The following is a 20400-nucleotide window of genomic DNA, read 5'->3' on the forward strand; positions in this document are numbered from 1 at the left end:
AGGCTTCACAGTCTTCTGCGTTTGCAAATAGTCGTTTTCATATTGTATGTTGTAGGTCGGTTGATTTAAGAAAGTAGGGAAAAAAGAGTGGAACAAACACCATTATTACGAAATCGAATATTCGTTCTTCTTTTTATTGCCGGCATCTTTGCGGTTGTCGGCTTTAGCATGTTTTTAACGACGGTCTCCTGGTATGCTATTAGCGAGCTGGGTTCGGCAACTGCTGTTGGTCTGGTTTTAATCGCGGCTACGATCCCCCGCTTGGTGATGATGATTTTCGGCGGTGTCGTTGCTGATAAATATAAAAAAACAACCATTATGTTTACGACAAACCTTATCCAAGCCATCATGCTGTTCAGTATGTATCTGTTCGTTGCCAATGACCTTTTAACATTAACGGTATTGCTCGTGCTTGCCGGTGTTTTTGGGATGCTGGATGCTTTTTTCGGACCGGCGAGTGTATCATTAATTCCGAAAGTCGTCCCGAAAAAGCAATTGCAACGGGCAAATGCGATTTTTCAGGGTGCCGATCAGATTGCTTTTATCGTTGGTCCGATAGTGGCTGGGATAACGATGGAATCGTTGGGAGTGGCTTCCAGCTTTTTGATCGCGACGATCCTCGTCTTTTTCTCGGCGGCTATCATTTTTCCGCCATTTCTTAAAGAAGCGCCGGTCGATGAAAGCGTGCCGCAAAGCCCTTGGAAAGATTTAAAAGAGGGATTGGCTTACGTTCGGCAATCAAGTTTTCTCCTGACCGGGCTTATCGTTTTGATCGCCCTTAACTTTTTTGTGTTCGGCGCGCTTCACATAGCCATGCCGTTACTCGTGGACGTGCATGGTGGCTCGCCGTTGAATTTAAGTTTTATGGAGGCTAGTTTAGGCATCGGCATGCTGCTGGGCAGTTTTATTTTAAGTGTGTATACGATAAAAAAACGACGGGGAGCGGTGACCATTTATGGATTAATAGCGTCTTTGCTTCTTTTTGTGGCCTTTAGTCAAGTGCCGTCTTTATCGTGGCTCACCGTGTTTTTGTTTTTTATCGGCTTCGCGATGGTTTTCGTTTACATTCCTTTTTTTACGGTGTCGCAAGAGAAAACGGAAAACCGGATCATGGGAAGGGTTATGAGTATTATTTTCCTTGCCATGAATGGATTTGACCCGGTTTCTTATGGCATTATTGCCGGCTTTGTATCAGCGGGAATCCCGGTGCAAATGGTTTTGTTTGGATTGGGAACAATAGGAATGATGATCGCGCTCGTTGTTTTTTTCAAAGCAAAGGAATTTCGAGAGGTTTAACGTGAACAATAAAAAGGAATAGAAGCCAGGAAAAAATAATGTAAGGTGATGGGAATGCAAAGATATAAGGATACATTGTTCGATCAAGAACATATCAGTAATCACATTTTAAAAAACCGATATATCGTCGGGCCGATGACGAGGGTAAGTTCCGAGGCTGATGGCACGCCGAATGAACGGGTCCATCGTTATTATGAACGTTTTGCGAAAGGCGGATTTGCCGCGGTGATGACCGAGGGCACGTACCCGGATACGATGTATAGCCAGGGGTATGAAAACCAGGCAGGGCTGGCAACAGAGAAACACGCCGAGGCTTGGGCGCCGATCGTAAGCGATGTAAAGGCGCACGGCGCAAAAATGATTGTGCAACTGATGCACGCCGGCGGTCAATCACAAGGGAATTATTACAAGGATACGAGTGTTGCCCCTTCACCCTTTCAACCACCGAATCCGAAGGTGGAAGTATACGGCGGCCAAGGAGATTTTCCAGTCGCAAAAGCGTTGACAAAAGATGAAATCGAAGATGTGAAAGATGGGTTTGTCCGGTCCGCCCGCTTAGCCATGAGTGCCGGGTTTGATGGGATTGAGCTTCACGGCGCCAATGGCTATCTTCTCGATCAGTTTTTATCGGAGAATATTAATAAAAGAGAAGATGAATACGGCGGTTCCATCGAAAATCGTCTGCGCTTTCTCGTTGAATTAATCGATGATGTGCGAGGAGCAGTGGGAGAGCAAATGATGCTTGGCATTCGCATTTCTCAATTGAAAGCGACGAACGGGGCTTATAAATGGCCAGGTGGAGAGAAGGATGCGGAAGTCATTTTCTCGACACTGGGGGAAACGTCCGTGGATTTTATCCATCTTTCCGATGACGATGCGAGTACCCCCGGCTTTGGGGAAGGAACGATGACGATGGCTGAAGCGGCAAAAAAATATTCCGGGAAACCGATTATTGCTTGCGGAAACCTTAGCGATCCGGAGACTGCGGCCCAACTCATTTCCGATGGGCAATGCGATTTCGTCGCAATCGCCCGGCAAGCGTTGGCCAATCCGGATACACCTAATCGCGTATTGGAAAATAAGCCGTTGGAGGCCTTTGATGCCGGAAGCATCATGAAACCGAAAGCATACGTGAAAGATCACGAGCTTGAGAAAACATTAATTGAAAATGAGTGAAGCGTTCATAAAGTGCTGATCTGCGCCGGATGCGGTCGAGTGGGATATAGAGTCCGAGATCGCCGCATCGCTCTAGCTTCGGTCACCATAAGCGGACCATGAATCCCGAAATCGCCGATCTCCCACGGCTTCGGTCATCATGAAGAACGGATGATGGTACAAAGGCCTATAACCCGGGGCATCCAAGTTTCGAGATGATTTTTCAAACAGAGGAAAAATAAAAAGCCTGAGTTCATTTCCGGTGAACTCAGGCTTTTTCTAATCTAGGGACTGCTGAATAACGGAAAAAGACTGGCACATAAGCATTTTCCGTTGGTGTTGTCAAAGCTGGATGTAAGGTAATCTATCCCATAAACAAAAAAACCCTTGCACTTCTGGCAACGTACGGAGGGACGGTGCTGCAATGGCGAGACTCCAGTGGAAAAACGGACGCGTCAAGCCCCCGCAGCGCCGGTGTTGCGCGAGGAGGCTTGACCGTTCGTCCGCGGAAAGCGAAGCCATGGAAGCGGCATCCCGGCTTCAGCTGATAGCTGCAAGTTGTTCAGCAATCTCTAATCTAAGCATTCGTTTCCTGTTCTTTTGGCATTTTTTGTCCGAACATGCGATTCAATAAAAATGCCAATAGAATCAGGGCGATAATGCCCACTGCGAGTGACAGCCATATGGATTCTGTATATCCGGCAATCACGAAGGCTATAATTCCACTCACACCCGCGGTGAGCGCATAGGGGAGTTGGGTATAAACATGATCGACCAAATCACACGATGAACCTGCAGATGAAAGCACGGTCGTATCCGAGATCGGAGAACAATGATCCCCGAATACCCCTCCGCTTAGCACAGCAGCAATTACCAACGGCATCGAGATGTCCAGGGAAGCAGCAATTGGCATCGCAATCGGGATCATAATCGCGAAGGTGCCGTAAGAAGTACCGGCTGTAAACGCAACAATCCCGGATACGATGAAGATCAGCGCCGGTATAATCGCAGGCGTAAACAACTGCTGAGCGAGGTTGCTCACGTATTCCGCTGTTCCGACTTCCGAGGCGACATCCCCGATGGACCAGGCAAGGATTAAGATGAGGAACACCAGGACCATTCCTTTAATGCCGCCCATATAAATCGATATCGCTTCTTTAAATGAGAATAATTTTTGCGACAACCCCATAATCAAGCCAAGAATCCCTGCCGTGAACGCGGCGAGAAGAATGGATATCGCACCGTCTGCTTCGCCGATGGCGGTGACAAAATCATTTTCCGGATATCCTCCCGTCCATAAAAATAACGGTGGAATCATAGCAAGCAAGACAATTAGTGGAATGAGTAAATTCATTAATTTTGGCTTGGAAGTCATTGGTTCTGCTTGGGTGATTTCATCCGCGGATGGCGGTTGCGCACCGTCACGTTGTACTTTTCCGGTCGTCATTGTACGGAATTCCGCTTTTGCCATCGGTCCATAATCAAGTTTTAAATAAATAATGACAAAAACAAACAAGACTGCAAAGATGGAGTAAAAGTTAAACGGGATCGTTGATAGATAGGCGAAATATTCCGACTGGGAAATGCCGATTTCCGCAAATTGGGCGCTGATTAACCCCATGACAAACACGACCCAGGTGGAAACGGGAACGAGCAGCGCAGTGGGTGCGGAAGTAGAATCAACGATATAGGCAAGTTTCTCCCGTGACACTTTCATTCGATCCGTCACAGCCCGCATAACGCTTCCGGCAGTTAACGCATTAAAATAGTCATCAATGAATAAAAGGATGCCTAAGCCTCCGGTACCTCCTTGTGCGCCCCGGCGGCTTTTCACTTTTTCCGAGATAAATTCGGCTAACGCTTCAGCGCCTCCGGTTCGTTGGAAAAACGCGATCAAGACGCCAAATAACGCGACATAAACTAAAATGGTTGCATTCCCTTCATCCCCAATGACAGGAATAATAAAATTCTGAAACGAAACATAAATGCCCGCCAACGGATTCCAGTCTGCCAACATCGTTGCCCCAATCCAAACACCGGCGAATAAGGAAGGAATCACATTGCGCGTGATGATTGCGAGGATGATCGCCAGCATCGGAGGAAGCAACGATAAAACTCCGAATTCCATTCAGTACCTACTCCTTTCATAGATAAGTAACGAAGACTTGCTTTGCTGTTGCCAACCCCATGATTTTATCATTTCCCTTTACAATATACGACATTTGTTTATCAAAAACCTGCAAACGTTTAGTATTTTTTTCACTTTAGGAATATTTAACCTTAGTAAAGGATTAAAGTATAAGTAAAACTAAGGTTTCCGTTATAAGGACTTGGCAGAAGCCAAGTTTTTCTAAAAAAGTTTCATTGTATAGAAACAGACACGCTGACTTACCGTGCCAACGTGTCAATCATTCTTTGGTTGCTAGGACGTTTCATTAGTTTTCGATTGGAATGCTTTGTCTTTGTATTCGGACCGCTCAACATAAACGGCAGCAGCACTGTCCCCGAGAATGTTCGTGCCGGTTCGAATCATATCAAGGATACGGTCGATGGCAGCGACGAGCGCAACCCCTTCGAGCGGCAAGCCGACCGCTGTAAGGGTAATGGTCAGCATAATGAGCCCTGCCCCGGGTACACCGGCGGTGCCGATAGCGGCAAGTGTGGCTACAATCATGACGGTGCCTATCTCAAGAAAAGAGAGCTGAACCCCGTAAAACTGGGCGATAAACAGGACCGCGACGCCGTTGTAAAGAGCGGTTCCATCCATGTTTATGGTCGAGCCGAAAGGGATGATAAAACTGCTCGTTTTGTTGGACACACCGACATTCTCTTGTACGTTTTTCATGGAAAGCGGGATGGTGGCCGCACTGCTCGCGCTTGAGAAGGCAAATAGAAACGCGGGAGTCATCCCCTTGAAAAACCTTAGCGGTGAAATCTTTCCAAGCAACCGGACTGTGCCCCCGTAAATAAATAGGATATGGAGCAAGCAACCAACCGCGAGAGCAAGAATAACGACGAATAGCGGCATTAAAACAGCCAAACCATGCTCGCCGACCACCGGTGCCAAAATGCCAAAAACACCAAGCGGAGCGACTTTCATGATACCGCCGGTAATTTTAAACATAATCTCGGCAAGGGCGTCAAAAAAGTTTTTCACAGGCGCCGCACGTTCACCGACGAGAAGAATGCCAATCCCTAAAGCTAATGCGAAAAAGATGACTTGCAAAATTTCTGCTTCAGCCATGCCCTGTATAGGGTTTTCGGGGACAATGTTTAAAATCACGTCAATGATATCATCGTCTTCTTCTTCGGCGTCTTCCAATTCTTCGTCCACTTCTTCTTCGGTCGGCTCATCGATATCGGCGACTTCGCCGGGGTTGAACAAAAAGCCCATAGCTAGACCAATGGTTACTGCTATGAAAGAAGTGACAAGAAAATAACCAACCGTTTTCCCGCCGAGCCTGAGCATTTGCTTTCCGGATCCCAAACTAGTTACACCGACGATGAGCGAGGCCAGCACAAGCGGAACGATGATAAATTGAATCAACCGCAAAAAGAGGTCGCCGAGCGGTTCCACAACGAACATGCCTTCACCGAAAATCGCACCGAATAGGATGGCAAGGATGAATGCGATTAAAATTTGCGTGACTAATGATAGTCGCACCTAAAACGCTCCTTTCTTTTTATGAAGGGATGAACAGGCTCGTGATGAAGAAAAGACTGATGAATCAGAAAAAATAAATAATAAAACGTTTACACCTTTGTGACCATATCATCCACCCCCACATTCTTTTATGAAGAATACACTATCAAATATCAATATTCAAGAATAGGATCACAATCGGTCACTAATAAATATGTACAAAAAAGATTTGTAGAACCGATAGACCGTTCGATAGCGGAATATTAACAAAAACAATTTTTCTCTACTTTTTTTGCTGAAAATGTTATAAATAAAGCAGAGGAGTTGATCACGAAAGTGGTAAAAATACTGATTATGACCGCAGTAGAAGCAGAGAAAGAGGCGGTTGAACGCGGGATCGGCGAGGTGCAAAACATTAATGTCGCGCTCTCTGGTGTTGGTCCGGCTCAGGCAGCGGCTCGGACTGCTTTTGCTTTGACAAAAGATGACTACGATATGGTGATAAGCGCGGGAATCGCGGGCGGTTTTAAAAACAGAGCAGAGGTCGGTGACGTAGTTATTGGCGAGCGCCTGATTGCCGCTGACTTAGGTGCGGAATCATCGGAAAGCTTCCTTCCCATCGATGAACTCGGGTTTGGTTCGAACGAGATTGCTGCCGATGCTTCTTCCACTCAACAAATGTCCGCCAGATTACGCGAAAATGGGCAAAAGGTGCGATCAGGTACCATTGTGACACTCTCGACAGTGACGGGAACGGAAGACACTGCCGCAATGCTTATGCAAAGATTTACCGATGCCCGTGCAGAAGCAATGGAAGGATTCGGTGTCGCTACAGCAGCGGCTGAAAAAAATCTGTCCGTCTTGGAAATCCGCACGATTTCCAACCTCATAGGCCTAAGAAATAAAGAAAACTGGAACATTAAAGAAGCGCTTGCCACGCTTGAAAATACCGGTGTGGCAATAAAGGAGTTATTTACATGAAAATCGCTTATTCCCCGTGCCCGAACGATACATTTGTTTTTCATGCCCTGACCCACGGTTTGATTGAAGGGACACCCCCTTTTGACGTTACCTATGCGGATATCGATGTCACGAACCATTTGGCGATTGACGGGGATCCCGACAAACACGACGTTATGAAAATTTCATTCGCGGCTCTCCCGTGGGTGTTGGAAGATTACGCGCTCCTATCTTGTGGCGGTGCGCTCGGACGTGGCTGCGGCCCACTTGTTTTAACCGTAAGTAATGAAAATGATCCGAATCATTTGCGAGGTAAACGGGTGGCGGTCCCAAGCGAACGTTCCACCGCTTACTTATTGTTTCGGCTGTGGACGGCACAGCAAGTGGAAGGCAATATTGGCGACATCGTTGTGATGCCGTTCCATGAGATTATGCCGGCCGTACAAAACGGGGATGTGGACGCCGGACTCGTTATCCACGAAGCTCGTTTTACGTACCAAAACTATGGGTTGAAAAAATTAGTCGACCTCGGCGATTGGTGGGAAAAAGACACCGGTTATGCGATTCCGCTAGGTGCGATCATTGCCCGCCGCTCTATGGACCGGGGAGCCCTCGCCGGATGGATTAAGCAATCGGTTGACTACGCTTGGGAATACCCGGAAGCATCGCGAGAATATGTGCGGGCTCATTCACAAGAAATGGATGAGACCGTCGCCCAAAATCATATTGATCTATACGTCAATGAATTCACGAAAGAACTGGGCGAAGAAGGCTACGGCGCTGTTGAGGCATTTTTGGGGCGGGCAGCCAAAGAAGGGCTCGTACCCGGTGATCAATTGCAGTGGTTGCGTGCTTGATAGGGAGCCTGAATTTCGAACAAATCATCCGATTCGGTCACCATAAAGCATGTGACGCTCGATTCGGGTGTCATGAAGGGTCCATGATGCCCGAAATCTTGATCGAGCCTCTGATGTGGTCGCCATGAAGTGCTCATGGATCCCGAAATTCGAACAGGCCACCGGGTTCGGTCGTCATCAAGCGTGCATGGTCCCTGAATTCGAAGCCGATCCCCCAGTTCGGTCGCCATGAGACGCTCAGACGAGAGAACATTTTACGAACAAGACTTTATAGGGATAGTTTAATAAATAACCAAAATCATCCCATAACAAGGAGGCGATCATATGCACGTGGATTATTTTGTCACAAAAGAATGGCTTTACGACCATCTCGATGATTCCGGCGTTGTCATTGCCGATTGTCGCTATGATCTACAGGATCCGGAATCCGGTTGGAAAGCTTATCGGAAGGGTCATATTCCTGGAGCCGTCTTTTTTGATTTGAAAAAAGATCTTTCAGGCTCCGTCGGTACCCATGGCGGAAGACACCCACTGCCGGCGATCGGTGACTTCACGGAAACATTGAATGCTGCCGGAATCGACGGTGACAAGCATGTCGTCGTCTACGACAACCAGCACGGATCAATGGCGGCTCGGTTATGGTGGTTGTTGCGCTATGTCGGCCATCCCACTGTCTCGCTTCTGGATGAGAACTATTCCGAATGGGAGGCCCAAGAGTATCCGACGAGCGTGGAAGTCCCGATTCCCCAACCAACCGATTTCGAAGCCCGACTACAATCTGACATGCGTGTCGATATAGACGATGTTAAAAAATTAAAAGAAAAAGAAAACGTCGTCGTTCTTGATGCGCGGACACCAGAACGTTACCGCGGAGAACAGGAACCACTGGATAAAAAAGCCGGTCACATCCCGGGGGCAGAAAATTGGTTTTGGAAGGAGAATGTGGGAAGCGACGGAAAGTGGAAATCAACCGAGGCACTCGTCGAACGCTTCCGTTCCTTGCAAGAGAAGGACGCCGTCGTCGTTTATTGTGGCTCCGGTGTGTCCGCGAATGCGAACATTATCGCTTTAAAACAAGCAGGCATAAAAAATGTGAAATTGTACCCCGGAAGTTGGAGCGATTGGGCCTCGTACGGCCATAATCCTGTTTCAAAAGGAGAAACGCCGTAAAGGATCTAACCAATAAGCAACCCCCTCTCCGGATAATTGGGAGGGGGGTCTTTTATTCCTTATGTTCAAATATTAACGAAGCGCAATGTTTAATAATGTCGCGGCGTCTTACAATTCCGATGAAATATTCCGAGTCATCCGTGACGGGAATGAAGTTTTGATCTGCTGACAGGGCGACGAGATCTTCCATCTGTGCGTGAATGAAAATAGGTATGTTTTGCACGCGTAGCGTAATGTCTTTAAGTCTGAGGTTCATCGCTTTGTCGAGTCCCTCTTCTTTATTATCGACAAGCTGCCAAAGGAGATCTCCTTCGGTGACTGTGCCGGCATATCTTCCTTCTTCATTAACGAGCGGGGCTGCTGTGTAACTATGATGGCGCATTTTTTCGAGTGCTTGTCGTACCGTTGCTTCCGGGCTTAAATATTTTACTTCTTGCTTTGGCAACAGAAAAAATCCGATGTTCAATCGTAAATACCCCCTTATCATACTCAAAAGATTGGCTTACTGCTTATGTTTTTGGTCAAGCACCTATTATTCCGGAAGTCAGGCCTCGGAAACCGGACTTAAAATCAACAGAGGGGAGGAAAGAATCCCCTCTGATGGAAGTTTACTTAATTATAAGCGGTGGTCAAGCTTTCTTGCAATACTGTTTTTGGGCATCCCTTTTCAGTGCTTTTATTGATCCTCTCCTATAATTTTGACCTCCGTGTGTAAGTCGACGTCGAATTTTTCCTTTACGGTAAGTTGGATATGATTGATCAATGATAAATAATCAGTGGCGGTTGCCCGGTCGACGTTGACGATAAAACCTGCGTGCTTGCCGGAAACTTCAGCGCCGCCGATGCGCACTTTTTGCAAGCCGCTATCTTGAATCAATTTTCCTGCGAAATGATTGGGCGGGCGTTTAAACACGCTTCCGCACGAGGGGAATTCCAACGGTTGTTTGGACTCTCGTAAATAGGTCAATTCATCCATCTTTGCTTTAATGGCATAATACTGCCCCGGCTTCAACCGGAAAACAGCTTCCAAAACAATGAAATCCTTTTTTGATATAATACTACTACGGTAAGAAAGTTCCAATTCTTCATTGTTGAGAGAAATAATCTCCCCGTCTGTTGTTAGGAGTGTTGCATTTACTAGCACGTGCGCAACCTCTCCGCCATACGCCCCTGCGTTCATGACAAGCGCTCCGCCTACGGAACCGGGAATGCCGCAAGCAAATTCTATGCCTGTCAGTGTTTGGTTAAGGGCTGTTCTTGAAACATCTATGATGGCAGCTCCGCTCTGTGCAATAATGGTGTTTCCTTGTACGGTTATTTTGTTTAAGCGATTAAAATGCAGAACGATTCCTCTTATTCCGCCGTCTCGTATGATCATGTTGGAGCCGTTGCCGAGCATCGTCAGCGGGACTCCTGTTTTATAAGCAAGAGCAGTCACCGCGCTTGCTTCTTCATACGTATTCGGCAATACGAGATAATCTGCCTTTCCCCCAGTTTTCGTGTGTGTATAGTTGTCAAGCGACTCATTTCGACGAATCCTTTCACTCGGCAACGACAGCTTTAAAGCCTCATATAATTTATCATCACTCATGTTTGTTCACCCTTTGCGTTCGATCCATACAAACCCTTCTATCATAGCAAGGCTACCATTTTTTTGGTAGATAAGAAAGTGCAACGAAGGCTTTCGCCATAAAAGTTTGGCGAAAAACCAAGTTTTCTAACACTATCCGAAAGTATGATTCAGATAAAAAGAAGCTAACGTACCGTTCCTAAAGTAATTTATGTCAAAAGCGCACATGAAGTGAGCACGGAGGGGGTCTGATTATTTTCGCCTAACTTGAGCCATTTCACTCTCATATGTAGGGACTGCTGAATAATGGAAAAAGACTGGCACATAAGCATTTTCCGTTGGTGTTGTCAAAACTGGATGCAAGGAAATCCATCCTATAAGCAAAAAACCCTTGCACTTCTGGCAACGGACGGAGGGACGGTGCTGCAATGGCGAGACTCCAGCGGAAAAACGGACGCATCAAGCCCCCGCAGCGCCGGTTTTGCGCTAGGAGGCTTGACCGTTCGTCCGCGGAAAGCGAAGCCATGGAAGCGGCATCCCGGCTTCAGCTGATAGCTGCAAGTTGTTCAGCATTCCCTATGTACAATAAAGGACCAAAGGGGATGTGGCCGAATGCGATGTGATTTGCACATCCATTGACGGGAAAATTGAAGTTTCCTGACCCGGATCGTTGCAGTCGCTTCCAGGAAAAGAGATAAGAATTGATTTATCCTCCTATTCTCCGGAAATATTTGACAAGTAAAATTCGTTATTCGTGACAGCCGAAAGCGATTTTTGTTAAGATATAAAAGCGGTAAAAAGAATTGTAGATAATTATAATTAACCTGCCCTAGTAGCTCAGAGGAAGAGCAACAGCCTCCTAAGCTGTAGGTCACAGGTTCGACTCCTGTCTAGGGCGCCAATTACAGTGATCAATAGAAGCATTCTTGGGGCATAAAATCGATAATTGGCTAGGTTTGTGCAGATACATAGCAGCCCATGCACTAACAAACGCCTAATGATAAAAGCCATCCCGCTGCTTCACTTAGGCGGAATGGCTGTGCAAAGGGATTGGTGAACGTACGAGCCTATGAGATCTCTTTTATTGGCGGTTAAGATTTAGATGTCCCGGACTTCTGTTGCGGAGGCAGAGACTCTTGCACATAATCATCCGTTACGTGGACATCGCACTTTTTGTTTCCGTTGATGAATGAAAAAACGCCATTGTTGAAATCAGTGCCAATTTCTTTATAAAAAACACCCGAGTATGAACAGGCATGCGTATGATTAAAGGACAGGCGATAGTTGTCGTCATCGGTTTTGATGAGGTAGGCACGAACGCCTGTTTCGAAATGCTCATCTTTATAATTTTCCAATCCTCGTGTCATGGCAATGATATGCAGGTCAACAAAGGGGAGCTCTTTGAGCAACGAATTAATAAGAGATCCCTTTGTTAGCTCCTGCCAGCGGTTTCTGGCGGTCTGCCCGATGACAACTTGTGTTGCTTGTTTATCCTTAGCCACTTGCGCAATCACTTTGGTGATGGGGCGTTTGTTATTTGATTTTATAATGAACTCCGTCGCGTTATATTCGTCGGCGAGCGTCTTCCAATACTCCAGATAATGGCTTTTATCATGGTCAAGATCATCTACGTCCGCTTCGTTGATCGTTAATATATAGAATGGACACCCTAGTTTTTTGGCGATTTTGCCGCCTCTTTTGATCAATTTTTCCCCATTTGGACCGTAGTAAACGCAGGTTAGAATGCATTCGTCTGTTTGCGTTTGGTTTTGATCCATATGCCTTCACCTCTTACAACAAAATAGGGAGCATTATGCGCTGTTTGATAATGCCAATTAACAGCTTACTCCTGTTTGTTTTATGCTGTCAATGTCATTTTCGTTCTTTCTTAAAATTTTTTTAGGCGTCTGTCATAGCAGGGGTGAAAAGGATAGATAACGAAAAGGACATCCGTTGCAATTATCCATTTTACCGTACGTCATTTTTCTGTTTCTTATACACTGATCTAAAGGCGGGATTAAAAAATGTTACAATTCTTCAACCGTTCGGCCTTATCGCTATACAGAGGCAAAAGGCTTTATTATAATAAAGTAGCAGATGTAGGTCCAAGAAGCACCGATGAATATTTGCAGAAAATTAAAAATGCCAACTAATAATGATCTACTTAAAAGGATAATACGCCTTTTTTGTACCCTTTTCAAGGGGGAAATCAACTTTCATGTTTGATGGTATCTCGTTCCGTCATTTGGGGAGAATAAAGCCTGTCCCAATGCGAAGTACATAAGGGGTTGATACATCTTGTCTTGGTTACATCTATTTATTTTGTTACCTTTGCTATTTGCCGTTATTATTCCGATTTTGTATAAAAAAATCGCAAAGATACATACTGGCTGGTTCGTATTAGTTGTTCCGCTGTCGATTTTCGTTTATTTGCTTATGTTTCTCCCTATGATTGCAGGAGGTGAAACGGCGATGTATGCATTGCCGTGGATCCCGGCTTTTAATATTGACATCAGCTTTTATGTCGATGGTCTCGGACTCGTTTTCGGCTTGATCATCTCGGGGATCGGAACACTCGTCGTTCTTTATTCTATTTATTATTTGGATAAAGCCCGCGAAGCGCTTCATAATTTTTATGTCTATCTCATGATATTCATGACGGCCATGCTTGGGGTTGTGTTTTCGGATAACCTCATTGTCCTTTATCTTTTCTGGGAATTGACGAGTATTTCCTCTTTCTTATTGATTGCTTATTGGTACGCAAGGCGGCAATCGCGTTATGGCGCACAAAAAGCAATGCTCATTACGATCTTTGGCGGCTTCTCTCTGCTGGCGGCGATCATTATGCTTGGCATAATGGGTGATACGTTCAGCATCCGCGAATTGATTTCCCAGGGTGGGCAACTTGTGCAGCACCCGTTGTTTATTCCTGCGATGATCTTGCTGTTGATTGGAGCTTTTACAAAGTCGGCGCAATTTCCGTTCCATATATGGTTGCCGGATGCCATGGAAGCCCCGACGCCGATCAGTGCCTATCTGCATTCGGCGACAATGGTAAAAGCGGGCATTTATCTTGTCGCCCGTTTCACACCGCTTTTCGGGGGCACGATGGAGTGGTTTTGGATCGTGACGGGCGTTGGGCTCCTCACACTCTTCTGGGGTGCTTTGTTGGCAGTGAAACAGCGGGATTTAAAAGCATTATTGGCTTTTTCCACGATCAGCCAACTTGGGCTTATCATGTCGCTTTTGGGAATGGGTTCGGCGGCGCTTTATTACGGAGAGGGTGAACTGGCCGACCTACATTCCATGGCAGTCCTTGCCGCTGTTTTTCATTTGCTGAACCATGCTACTTTTAAAGGCAGCCTGTTCATGGTTGTCGGTATCGTCGACCATGAAACGGGGACGCGTGATATTCGCAAACTCGGCGGTCTTATGTCAATTATGCCGATATCGTTTACGCTGGCATTGATCGGGAGTTTATCGATGGCAGGCTTGCCCCCGTTTAACGGTTTTCTCAGCAAAGAACTTTTCTTTACCGGGACGCTAAATGCAGCAAGCCTTGACATCTTCAGGATGGAGACATATGGATTTTTAATCCCGGTTATTGCTTGGGTTGCCAGTGTGTTTACGTTCATTTACAGCCTCATTCTTGTATTTAAAACGTTCTTCGGCAACTATCAACCGGAACGTTTGGAAAAAGAGGCCCACGAAGCGCCGTGGGGGATGTTGCTCCCGCCGGCGATCTTAGCGCTGTTCGTCGTTGTGATCTTTTTTGTTCCTAACGTACTTGGCGAATATGTTTTGGAACCAATGATGGCGTCAATCTTGCCGACATTGGCCGGGCAATTTGATTTTCATATTGAAGCATGGCATGGTTTTGAGCCGGAATTGTTTATGACGATTGCCCTCGTTGCTCTCGGTATAATCTTGTATTTGACGTTAAAAAAGTGGATTGGATTGTACAACCATATGCCAAGAGTTCTAACGATTACGAACGCATATAATTCGGGGCTTAAAGGGATGGAAAGCATTTCAAGAAAAATCACGAATGCGCATATGACCGGATTTAGCCGTGACTATCTACGTTATATTTTCTTAATCTTTGTTTTGGTCGTCGGTGCAAGCTTATTTCTGTTGGATGGGTTTTCTTTTGATACGGGTAATGTCGCGCATATCAATATGTTTGAAATCATCCTTTCTCTTGTGCTCGTAGGCGCCACGGCGATGGTTGTCTTTACACGATCACGATTGGCAGCAGTGATCTGTGTCGGTGTTTTGGGCTATATCGTTGCTTTATTCTTTGTTGTGTTGCGAGCACCGGACTTGGCGTTGACACAGCTCGCGATTGAAACGGTCACCGTCGCATTGTTTTTGGTGTGTTTCTATCATCTTCCGCGATTGCGGCAAAAGGAGGAAGGAGATGGCTTCAATGTGATTAATATGTTGATTGCGGGTGCCGTAGGGACCCTTGTAACGTTGGTGGCGTTATCCGCAAACGGTCACCGTCTCTTTCCGGCGATTTCCGAATACTACTTGGATGCCTACGAACTGGCCGGTGCAGCAAATATGGTAAATGCGATTTTAGCGGATTTTCGCGCCCTTGATACATTGCTTGAAATCTTTGTGCTTTGTATTGCAGGTCTAGGCGTTTTTGCGCTAGTCAAAGTAAGGCTGGCAAGGAGGGAAAAGAATGAAAACCAATGATGTGATTTTACAAACCATCAGCAGTGTTTCGGCGTTTATCATTCTTGCGTTTGGCGCCTATTTGTTCTTTGCCGGTCACCATGATCCCGGAGGCGGGTTTATCGCAGGGCTTGTATTTGCTTCCGCGCTTGTGCTTTTGTATTTGGCATTTGACATGGAAACTGTTCAACAAGGCATCCGTGTCGACTATAAAATTTTAACGGGCATAGGCGTTGGCCTCTCCACACTGACGGGAATCGGGGCCATGCTCCTCGGTTTTCCTTTTCTCACCCATACGTTTGAATATGTGGATTTCCCCTTTTTCGGCGAAATCGAACTGGCGACTTCCGTATTGTTTGAAGTGGGTGTGTCGCTTGCCGTTGTAGGCGCTACGATGACGATTATCCTAAGTATTAGTGAGGATGCATAGATATGGAAATTTTAATGTCTGTCCTTGCCGGGATTTTGTTTACAGCAGGCACTTACCTGGTACTGGCCAAAAGTTTAATACGGATCGTTTTAGGCACGGCAATTATCGGCCATGGCGCCTTGCTTTTGCTGCTCACGATGGGCGGGATTAAGACCGGAGCGCCCCCGTTATTGGGGTTGGAAAGTGCTTCTTACACCGACCCGCTGCCGCAAGCATTGATTTTAACTGCTATCGTCATTAATTTTGGAACGCTGGGATTTTTCCTCGTACTCTCGTATCGTTCTTATCAAGAGTTGGGAACAGATGATATGGAGGAATTAAGGGGCACTGAAGATGAATAATTTAGTTATTTTACCTTTGCTCATCCCGTTGTTGACGGGTGTGCTACTGATCTTTTTCCGAAAACAAATACGTGTGCAACGTTATGTGACTACCGTGTCTTTATTGTTGTTAATGGCCGTGACAATTGTGCTTATCCATCAAGTGTCGGTGGAGGGGATACAAACGTTGAATTTGGGCGGATGGGAGCCGCCTTATGGCATTGTGCTTGTTGCTGATATGTTTGCCCTGCTGCTCGTGCTGGCAACGGCGATTGTTACCTTTTGCTGTGTGCTTTATGGCTTTCGAACGATCGGAGAAGAAAGAGAAAAGCATTATCTTTACACGTTTATTCATTTTATGATCGTTGGCATCATGGGATCATTTTTAACCGGCGATCTTTTCAACCTGTTTGTATTTTTTGAGGTTATGCTGCTTTCTTCGTACATACTCATTTCCCTCGGGGGAGAAAAAAGCCAACTGCGGGAGTCTTTGAAGTATGTGGTTATCAATATTGTCTCGTCCATGTTTTTTCTGGTGGCGATTGGATATCTTTATGCCATTACCGGCACGTTGAATTTTGCCGATTTGTCGGTGAGAATTGCCGAAACGGGACAAGACGGGTTAATTACAACGGTGGCTATCTTTCTTTTGCTCGTGTTTGCCATCAAAGCTGCCCTGCTCATGTTTTTTTGGCTCCCGGGCGCATACGTTGTTCCACCCATGGCCATTTCTGCCATGTTTGCGGCATTGTTGACAAAGGTTGGTATTTATTCTATTTTCCGGACATTCACGCTGATTTTTTATCACGAAACTGCCATCACTCATGAGTTGATTGGCTGGTTAGGTGTCGCAACGATGGTTCTCGGCGGCATCGGCGCCGTGGCATACTGGGATCTACGACGAATTCTAGCCTACAATGTTATTATCGCCGTTGGATTTATTATGATCGGGCTTGCCGTTTTTACAGAAGGCGCACTGGCAGGTTCCATTTACTATTTGATCCATGACATGATCGTTAAAGCGTTGTTGTTTTTACTTGGCGGAGTGATGATCGGGTTGACAGGAACGAATCAATTGCGTGAGATGAGTGGTATGATTCGCAATCACGCATTGCTGGGCTGGATGTTTTTCCTCGCTGCATTTGCATTGGCCGGCGTACCGCCGCTTAGTGGGTTTATCGGCAAGCTGTTGACACTGCAGGGGGCTATCGACGAAGGCTTTTATGTGATGGCTGCGACCGGTTTGATTACAAGCCTTATGGTGCTTTATTCGGTCATGAAAATATTTATGAATGGCTTTTGGGGAGAAAATCAATTGTCTGTCGAAGATGAGAAAATGTCGACCAAAGGACTGTTGTTTCCGTGTGCAATATTGGCGATCCTGAGCGTCGGTCTCGGGGTCGGCGTTGAATGGGTGAATGTGTATGTGTTACAGGCAGCGGAAGTTTTGAACAACCCTCAAGTTTATATCGACGCTGTTCTGCAAAATTGATCGAAATGGGGTGAACCAATGCCTTTTCAAATACTGACCAACTTAATCATTGCCCTCTTATGGGTGACGTTACAAGATGATTGGAGTCTTCCTACGTTCACGTTAGGGTATTTACTGGGGCTCGCGATCGTGTTTTTGATGCGGCGTTTCTTCAACGAAAAATTTTATTTATACAGAGTCTGGGCGATTATCGTATTGTTATTTATATTCTTGTGGGAGCTCATTCACTCGACTATTATCGTCACCGGACAAATTTTGCGACCGAAATTAAATATTACACCCGGGATTTTCAAGTTGGAAACAGAGCTTGAAAGCAATTGGGAAATTACCACACTCGCTTTACTTTTTATGCTCACACCAGGTTCGGTCGTTGTAGAAGTTTCTCCGGATAGGCGAACGTTTTATATGCACGCGATGGATATCCCCGTTTCCAGCGATATGGTTTTCACCTCACACGTGAGATTTGAAAAAGCGATTATGGAGGTGACGCGCTAATGTTTGACGCTGTCCTGCTTTTGTTGCTTCTTTTACTTGCGATCGCGATACTGGCGGGGTTATATCGAGCGATAAAAGGACCCTCGATGGCTGATCGTGTCATCGCGTTAGATCTTATCAGCATTATGATGATCGCGTTGATAGGGGTGGTTTCCCTTTATTTAGAAACGGATGCTTTTTTGGAAGCGATACTGTTACTCGGAATTCTGGCGTTCATCGGGGCTATAGCCTTTGCGAAGTATATTGAAAGGGGGGTTATCATTGAGCGCAAACGTGATGATTGAGATATTTGTTGCCATCCTTTTAATCGTCGGTGTGATCATGATCCTCATCAGCGCCTTTGGGCTCATGCGGCTCCCCGATGTGTATACACGTTCCCATGGCGCGACGAAAAGCGCTACATTAGGTGTTTTATGTACGTTGGCAGGCGTTTTTATCCACTTTGGTTTAGTGGAAGGTTTTTTTAGTGTCCGTTTGCTCTTGGGGATTGTGTTTGTGTTTTTAACCGCTCCCGTTGTCGGCCATGTCTGCTGTCGCGCGGCTTATCGCTCAGGGGTCCCCCTCTATGAGGAAAGTGTGCAAGATGATCTGGAAGAAGTGTTAGGAGATGCTGAAGAACGGAGACGAAAAAGAGAAGAGGAAATGAACGTTAGGCGTGCGAAAAAGGAAAACGTTTCCGAATGACGGTGTTTTCTTTTTCAGAATCGGAATCCTACGGTGCAGGAATGGGGCTATATTCCGGGTGAACGGGAATGGAGATGTCCATGAATTATAAACAAGTTCAATCGAAAAAAATATACGAAATAGTAGCTGATGATATCAAAGGACGCATTGATAACGGGGAGTTGCAACCGGGTGATCGGCTGGATTCCGTGGAAAGGCTGGCCCGCCAGTTTAATGTCGGACGCTCTGCCGTTCGCGAAGCATTGAGCGCCCTGAAGGCCATTGGATTGGTGGATATTAAACACGGAGAAGGCACGTTCATCAAATCTGTGAATCGCCTTACGTTAAAATTGCCGGTATCCGCTTTATTAAACCTAAACTCGGAAGAGATTCGAGATCTTTTGGAAGTGAGAAAAATCGTAGAAGTTGGCGCTGCAGGGAGCGCTGCGCATCGTTGGGAAAAGAATCAACTAGTAGTGATCGAAGAGGCCCTTCAACAGATGGCTGTGCCAATTAGAGATGGAAAGCTCGGTGAGGAAGCCGATTGGCAATTTCATCTCGCGATCGCGCGAGCTACGCAAAATAACATGCTTGTCGATTTCCAGGAAAACATTGCGCAGAAAACGAAGCGAACGATGCTTGAGACTAGAAGAATTTGGCTTTTTTCCGAAAAAGTCAGAGCGGAACGTCTATATGAGCAACATGCGTGCATCTATGAAGCGATAAAAGCAAGAGACGCTGTACTTGCACAGCAACGCATGCGTGAACATTTGGAAAGCGTGGAACAAGTTTTGTTTCAGTAGGAGAATAACGAAGTTGCTTGTTGCGATCATTATGCGATCACCAAAGTAAAGAAAAAGGCTATTGAATGATGAAATCGCTTTCGTTTATACTAAGAGGACAGGTCATCAGATGACTGTAAAGGAGAGGAAGATTTTTTGTGAAGGTGTCACTTTTTATTACTTGTTTAGGCGATATGTTTTATCCAAATGCCGGAAAGGCGACGGTTGAATTGCTGGAGAAATTCGACTGTACTGTGGATTTCCCGGAACAACAGACGTGTTGTGGGCAACCGGCTTTTAACAGCGGGTATCACAGCGATGCGCGCAAAGCCGCAAAGCAGACGATCGAAGCGTTTAAAGACGCTGCCTATGTCGTAACGCCGTCCGGGTCTTGCGCGGCGATGTTGCATGAGTACAGCCATTTATTGAAAGATGAGCCGCAGTGGCAACAGGAAGCGGATGCACTGAGCGCGAAAAGTTACGAACTCACGCAGTTTCTCGTCGATGTACTTCAAGTCGAGAACACTGGTGCTTCCTTTCATGCCAAAGCGACTTATCACACGTCTTGTCACATGTCGCGCCTGCTTCAGGTGACACGTGCACCGCAAACGTTACTTGGCAACGTGAACGGTTTGGAAATGGTTGACTTGTCCCATAAACACGATTGTTGTGGATTCGGAGGCACGTTTGCCGTTAAAATGCCGGAAATTTCAAAAGAGATGGTTGATGAGAAGGTGAACTGTATTCAAGCTACCGAAGCTGACATTCTCATCGGTGCTGATGCTGGCTGCCTGATGAATATAGGTGGGCGTATGAGTCGCGAAGAGACCCCCGTCAAAGTCATGCACATTGCCGAAGTTCTAAATCATACGGAAGAGAGGTGA

21 protein-coding genes and 1 tRNA gene are annotated in these 20400 nt (G+C 46.1%); 17 read left to right on the top strand and 5 right to left on the bottom strand.

Going from position 1 to position 20400, the window contains the following annotated elements; genetic code table 11:
* The first annotated feature begins 87 nt into the window (after positions 1-87).
* From HUG20_RS03800 to HUG20_RS19355, 3 genes are all read left to right on the top strand, one after another.
* Positions 88-1296, top strand: coding sequence for an MFS transporter (locus tag HUG20_RS03800; RefSeq protein WP_200088265.1), 1209 nt, complete (start codon positions 88-90; stop codon positions 1294-1296).
* A gap of 54 nt (positions 1297-1350) precedes the next feature.
* Positions 1351-2472: an oxidoreductase gene (locus HUG20_RS03805; protein WP_200088267.1), complete on the top strand. Its 1122-nt coding sequence runs from the start codon at positions 1351-1353 to the stop codon at positions 2470-2472.
* A 395-nt stretch (positions 2473-2867) separates the two neighbouring features.
* Positions 2868-2999: a hypothetical protein gene (locus HUG20_RS19355; RefSeq protein WP_281392506.1), complete on the top strand. Its 132-nt coding sequence runs from the start codon at positions 2868-2870 to the stop codon at positions 2997-2999.
* A 29-nt stretch (positions 3000-3028) separates the two neighbouring features.
* Here the strand turns inward: HUG20_RS19355 and HUG20_RS03810 are convergent, their stop codons facing one another.
* Both HUG20_RS03810 and HUG20_RS03815 read right to left on the bottom strand, forming a co-directional pair.
* On the bottom strand, positions 3029-4579 hold the full coding sequence (locus HUG20_RS03810; RefSeq protein ID WP_200088269.1) for a Na+/H+ antiporter NhaC family protein: 1551 nt from the start codon (positions 4577-4579) through the stop codon (positions 3029-3031).
* A 294-nt stretch (positions 4580-4873) separates the two neighbouring features.
* Entirely contained in the window at positions 4874-6115 is a 1242-nt protein-coding gene (locus HUG20_RS03815; protein ID WP_200088271.1) for a dicarboxylate/amino acid:cation symporter, read from the bottom strand.
* Positions 6116-6430: 315 nt separating this feature from the next.
* On the opposite strand from HUG20_RS03815, the gene HUG20_RS03820 reads away from it, so the two are divergent.
* The 3 genes from HUG20_RS03820 to HUG20_RS03830 all read left to right on the top strand — a co-directional run bounded on the left by HUG20_RS03820 (position 6431) and on the right by HUG20_RS03830 (position 9081).
* On the top strand, positions 6431-7075 hold the full coding sequence (locus HUG20_RS03820) for a futalosine hydrolase (RefSeq protein WP_343073199.1): 645 nt from the start codon (positions 6431-6433) through the stop codon (positions 7073-7075).
* A complete protein-coding gene (locus HUG20_RS03825) occupies positions 7072-7911 on the top strand; it encodes a 1,4-dihydroxy-6-naphtoate synthase (RefSeq protein WP_200088273.1) in 840 nt (279 codons plus the stop codon). The genes HUG20_RS03820 and HUG20_RS03825 overlap by 4 nt, the downstream gene beginning before the upstream one ends.
* 324 nt (positions 7912-8235) lie before the next feature.
* The gene (locus HUG20_RS03830) at positions 8236-9081 is read left to right on the top strand and encodes a sulfurtransferase (protein WP_200088275.1); all 846 of its coding nucleotides are present in this window, start codon (positions 8236-8238) and stop codon (positions 9079-9081) included.
* Positions 9082-9133: 52 nt separating this feature from the next.
* Here the strand turns inward: HUG20_RS03830 and HUG20_RS03835 are convergent, their stop codons facing one another.
* Together HUG20_RS03835 and murB are read right to left on the bottom strand one after the other, a co-directional pair.
* Complete coding sequence (locus HUG20_RS03835) at positions 9134-9547, bottom strand: CBS domain-containing protein (RefSeq protein WP_200088277.1); 414 nt, start codon at positions 9545-9547, stop codon at positions 9134-9136.
* A gap of 210 nt (positions 9548-9757) precedes the next feature.
* Complete coding sequence (gene murB / locus HUG20_RS03840; protein ID WP_200088285.1) at positions 9758-10672, bottom strand: UDP-N-acetylmuramate dehydrogenase; 915 nt, start codon at positions 10670-10672, stop codon at positions 9758-9760.
* A gap of 336 nt (positions 10673-11008) precedes the next feature.
* On the opposite strand from murB, the gene HUG20_RS03845 reads away from it, so the two are divergent.
* Entirely contained in the window at positions 11009-11203 is a 195-nt protein-coding gene (locus HUG20_RS03845; protein ID WP_211200002.1) for a hypothetical protein, read from the top strand.
* 274 nt (positions 11204-11477) lie between these two features.
* Positions 11478-11552, top strand: a tRNA-Arg gene (locus HUG20_RS03850).
* A 190-nt stretch (positions 11553-11742) separates the two neighbouring features.
* Here the strand turns inward: HUG20_RS03850 and HUG20_RS03855 are convergent.
* A complete protein-coding gene (locus HUG20_RS03855) occupies positions 11743-12429 on the bottom strand; it encodes an adenine nucleotide alpha hydrolase family protein (RefSeq protein WP_200088289.1) in 687 nt (228 codons plus the stop codon).
* Positions 12430-12949: 520 nt separating this feature from the next.
* Here HUG20_RS03855 and HUG20_RS03860 point away from each other — a divergent pair.
* The 9 genes from HUG20_RS03860 to HUG20_RS03900 all read left to right on the top strand — a co-directional run bounded on the left by HUG20_RS03860 (position 12950) and on the right by HUG20_RS03900 (position 20400).
* Complete coding sequence (locus tag HUG20_RS03860; protein WP_200088291.1) at positions 12950-15355, top strand: Na+/H+ antiporter subunit A; 2406 nt, start codon at positions 12950-12952, stop codon at positions 15353-15355.
* Positions 15342-15764: a Na(+)/H(+) antiporter subunit B gene (locus HUG20_RS03865; RefSeq protein WP_200088293.1), complete on the top strand. Its 423-nt coding sequence runs from the start codon at positions 15342-15344 to the stop codon at positions 15762-15764. Before HUG20_RS03860 ends, HUG20_RS03865 begins: the two co-directional genes overlap by 14 nt.
* A gap of 2 nt (positions 15765-15766) precedes the next feature.
* Positions 15767-16105 carry a Na(+)/H(+) antiporter subunit C gene (locus HUG20_RS03870; protein WP_200088295.1) on the top strand — a complete coding sequence of 113 codons (339 nt, stop codon included), beginning with the start codon at positions 15767-15769 and terminating at the stop codon, positions 16103-16105.
* Positions 16098-17576, top strand: coding sequence for a Na+/H+ antiporter subunit D (locus HUG20_RS03875; protein ID WP_200088297.1), 1479 nt, complete (start codon positions 16098-16100; stop codon positions 17574-17576). The genes HUG20_RS03870 and HUG20_RS03875 overlap by 8 nt, the downstream gene beginning before the upstream one ends.
* Positions 17577-17594: 18 nt before the next feature.
* On the top strand, positions 17595-18071 hold the full coding sequence (locus HUG20_RS03880; protein WP_200088299.1) for a Na+/H+ antiporter subunit E: 477 nt from the start codon (positions 17595-17597) through the stop codon (positions 18069-18071).
* Entirely contained in the window at positions 18071-18355 is a 285-nt protein-coding gene (locus HUG20_RS03885) for a Na(+)/H(+) antiporter subunit F1 (RefSeq protein ID WP_200088307.1), read from the top strand. Before HUG20_RS03880 ends, HUG20_RS03885 begins: the two co-directional genes overlap by 1 nt.
* Complete coding sequence (locus HUG20_RS03890) at positions 18333-18755, top strand: Na+/H+ antiporter subunit G (RefSeq protein WP_246476528.1); 423 nt, start codon at positions 18333-18335, stop codon at positions 18753-18755. Before HUG20_RS03885 ends, HUG20_RS03890 begins: the two co-directional genes overlap by 23 nt.
* Before the next feature lie 80 nt (positions 18756-18835).
* Positions 18836-19537 (top strand): FadR/GntR family transcriptional regulator, encoded by a 702-nt coding sequence (locus HUG20_RS03895; protein ID WP_200088309.1) that lies wholly within the window; start codon positions 18836-18838, stop codon positions 19535-19537.
* A 137-nt stretch (positions 19538-19674) separates the two neighbouring features.
* The gene (locus tag HUG20_RS03900; RefSeq protein ID WP_200088311.1) at positions 19675-20400 is read left to right on the top strand and encodes a (Fe-S)-binding protein; all 726 of its coding nucleotides are present in this window, start codon (positions 19675-19677) and stop codon (positions 20398-20400) included.

Source organism: Salicibibacter cibi (assembly GCF_016495865.1).
In the GTDB taxonomy this organism is placed as follows: Bacteria; Bacillota; Bacilli; order Bacillales; family Marinococcaceae; genus Salicibibacter; species Salicibibacter cibi.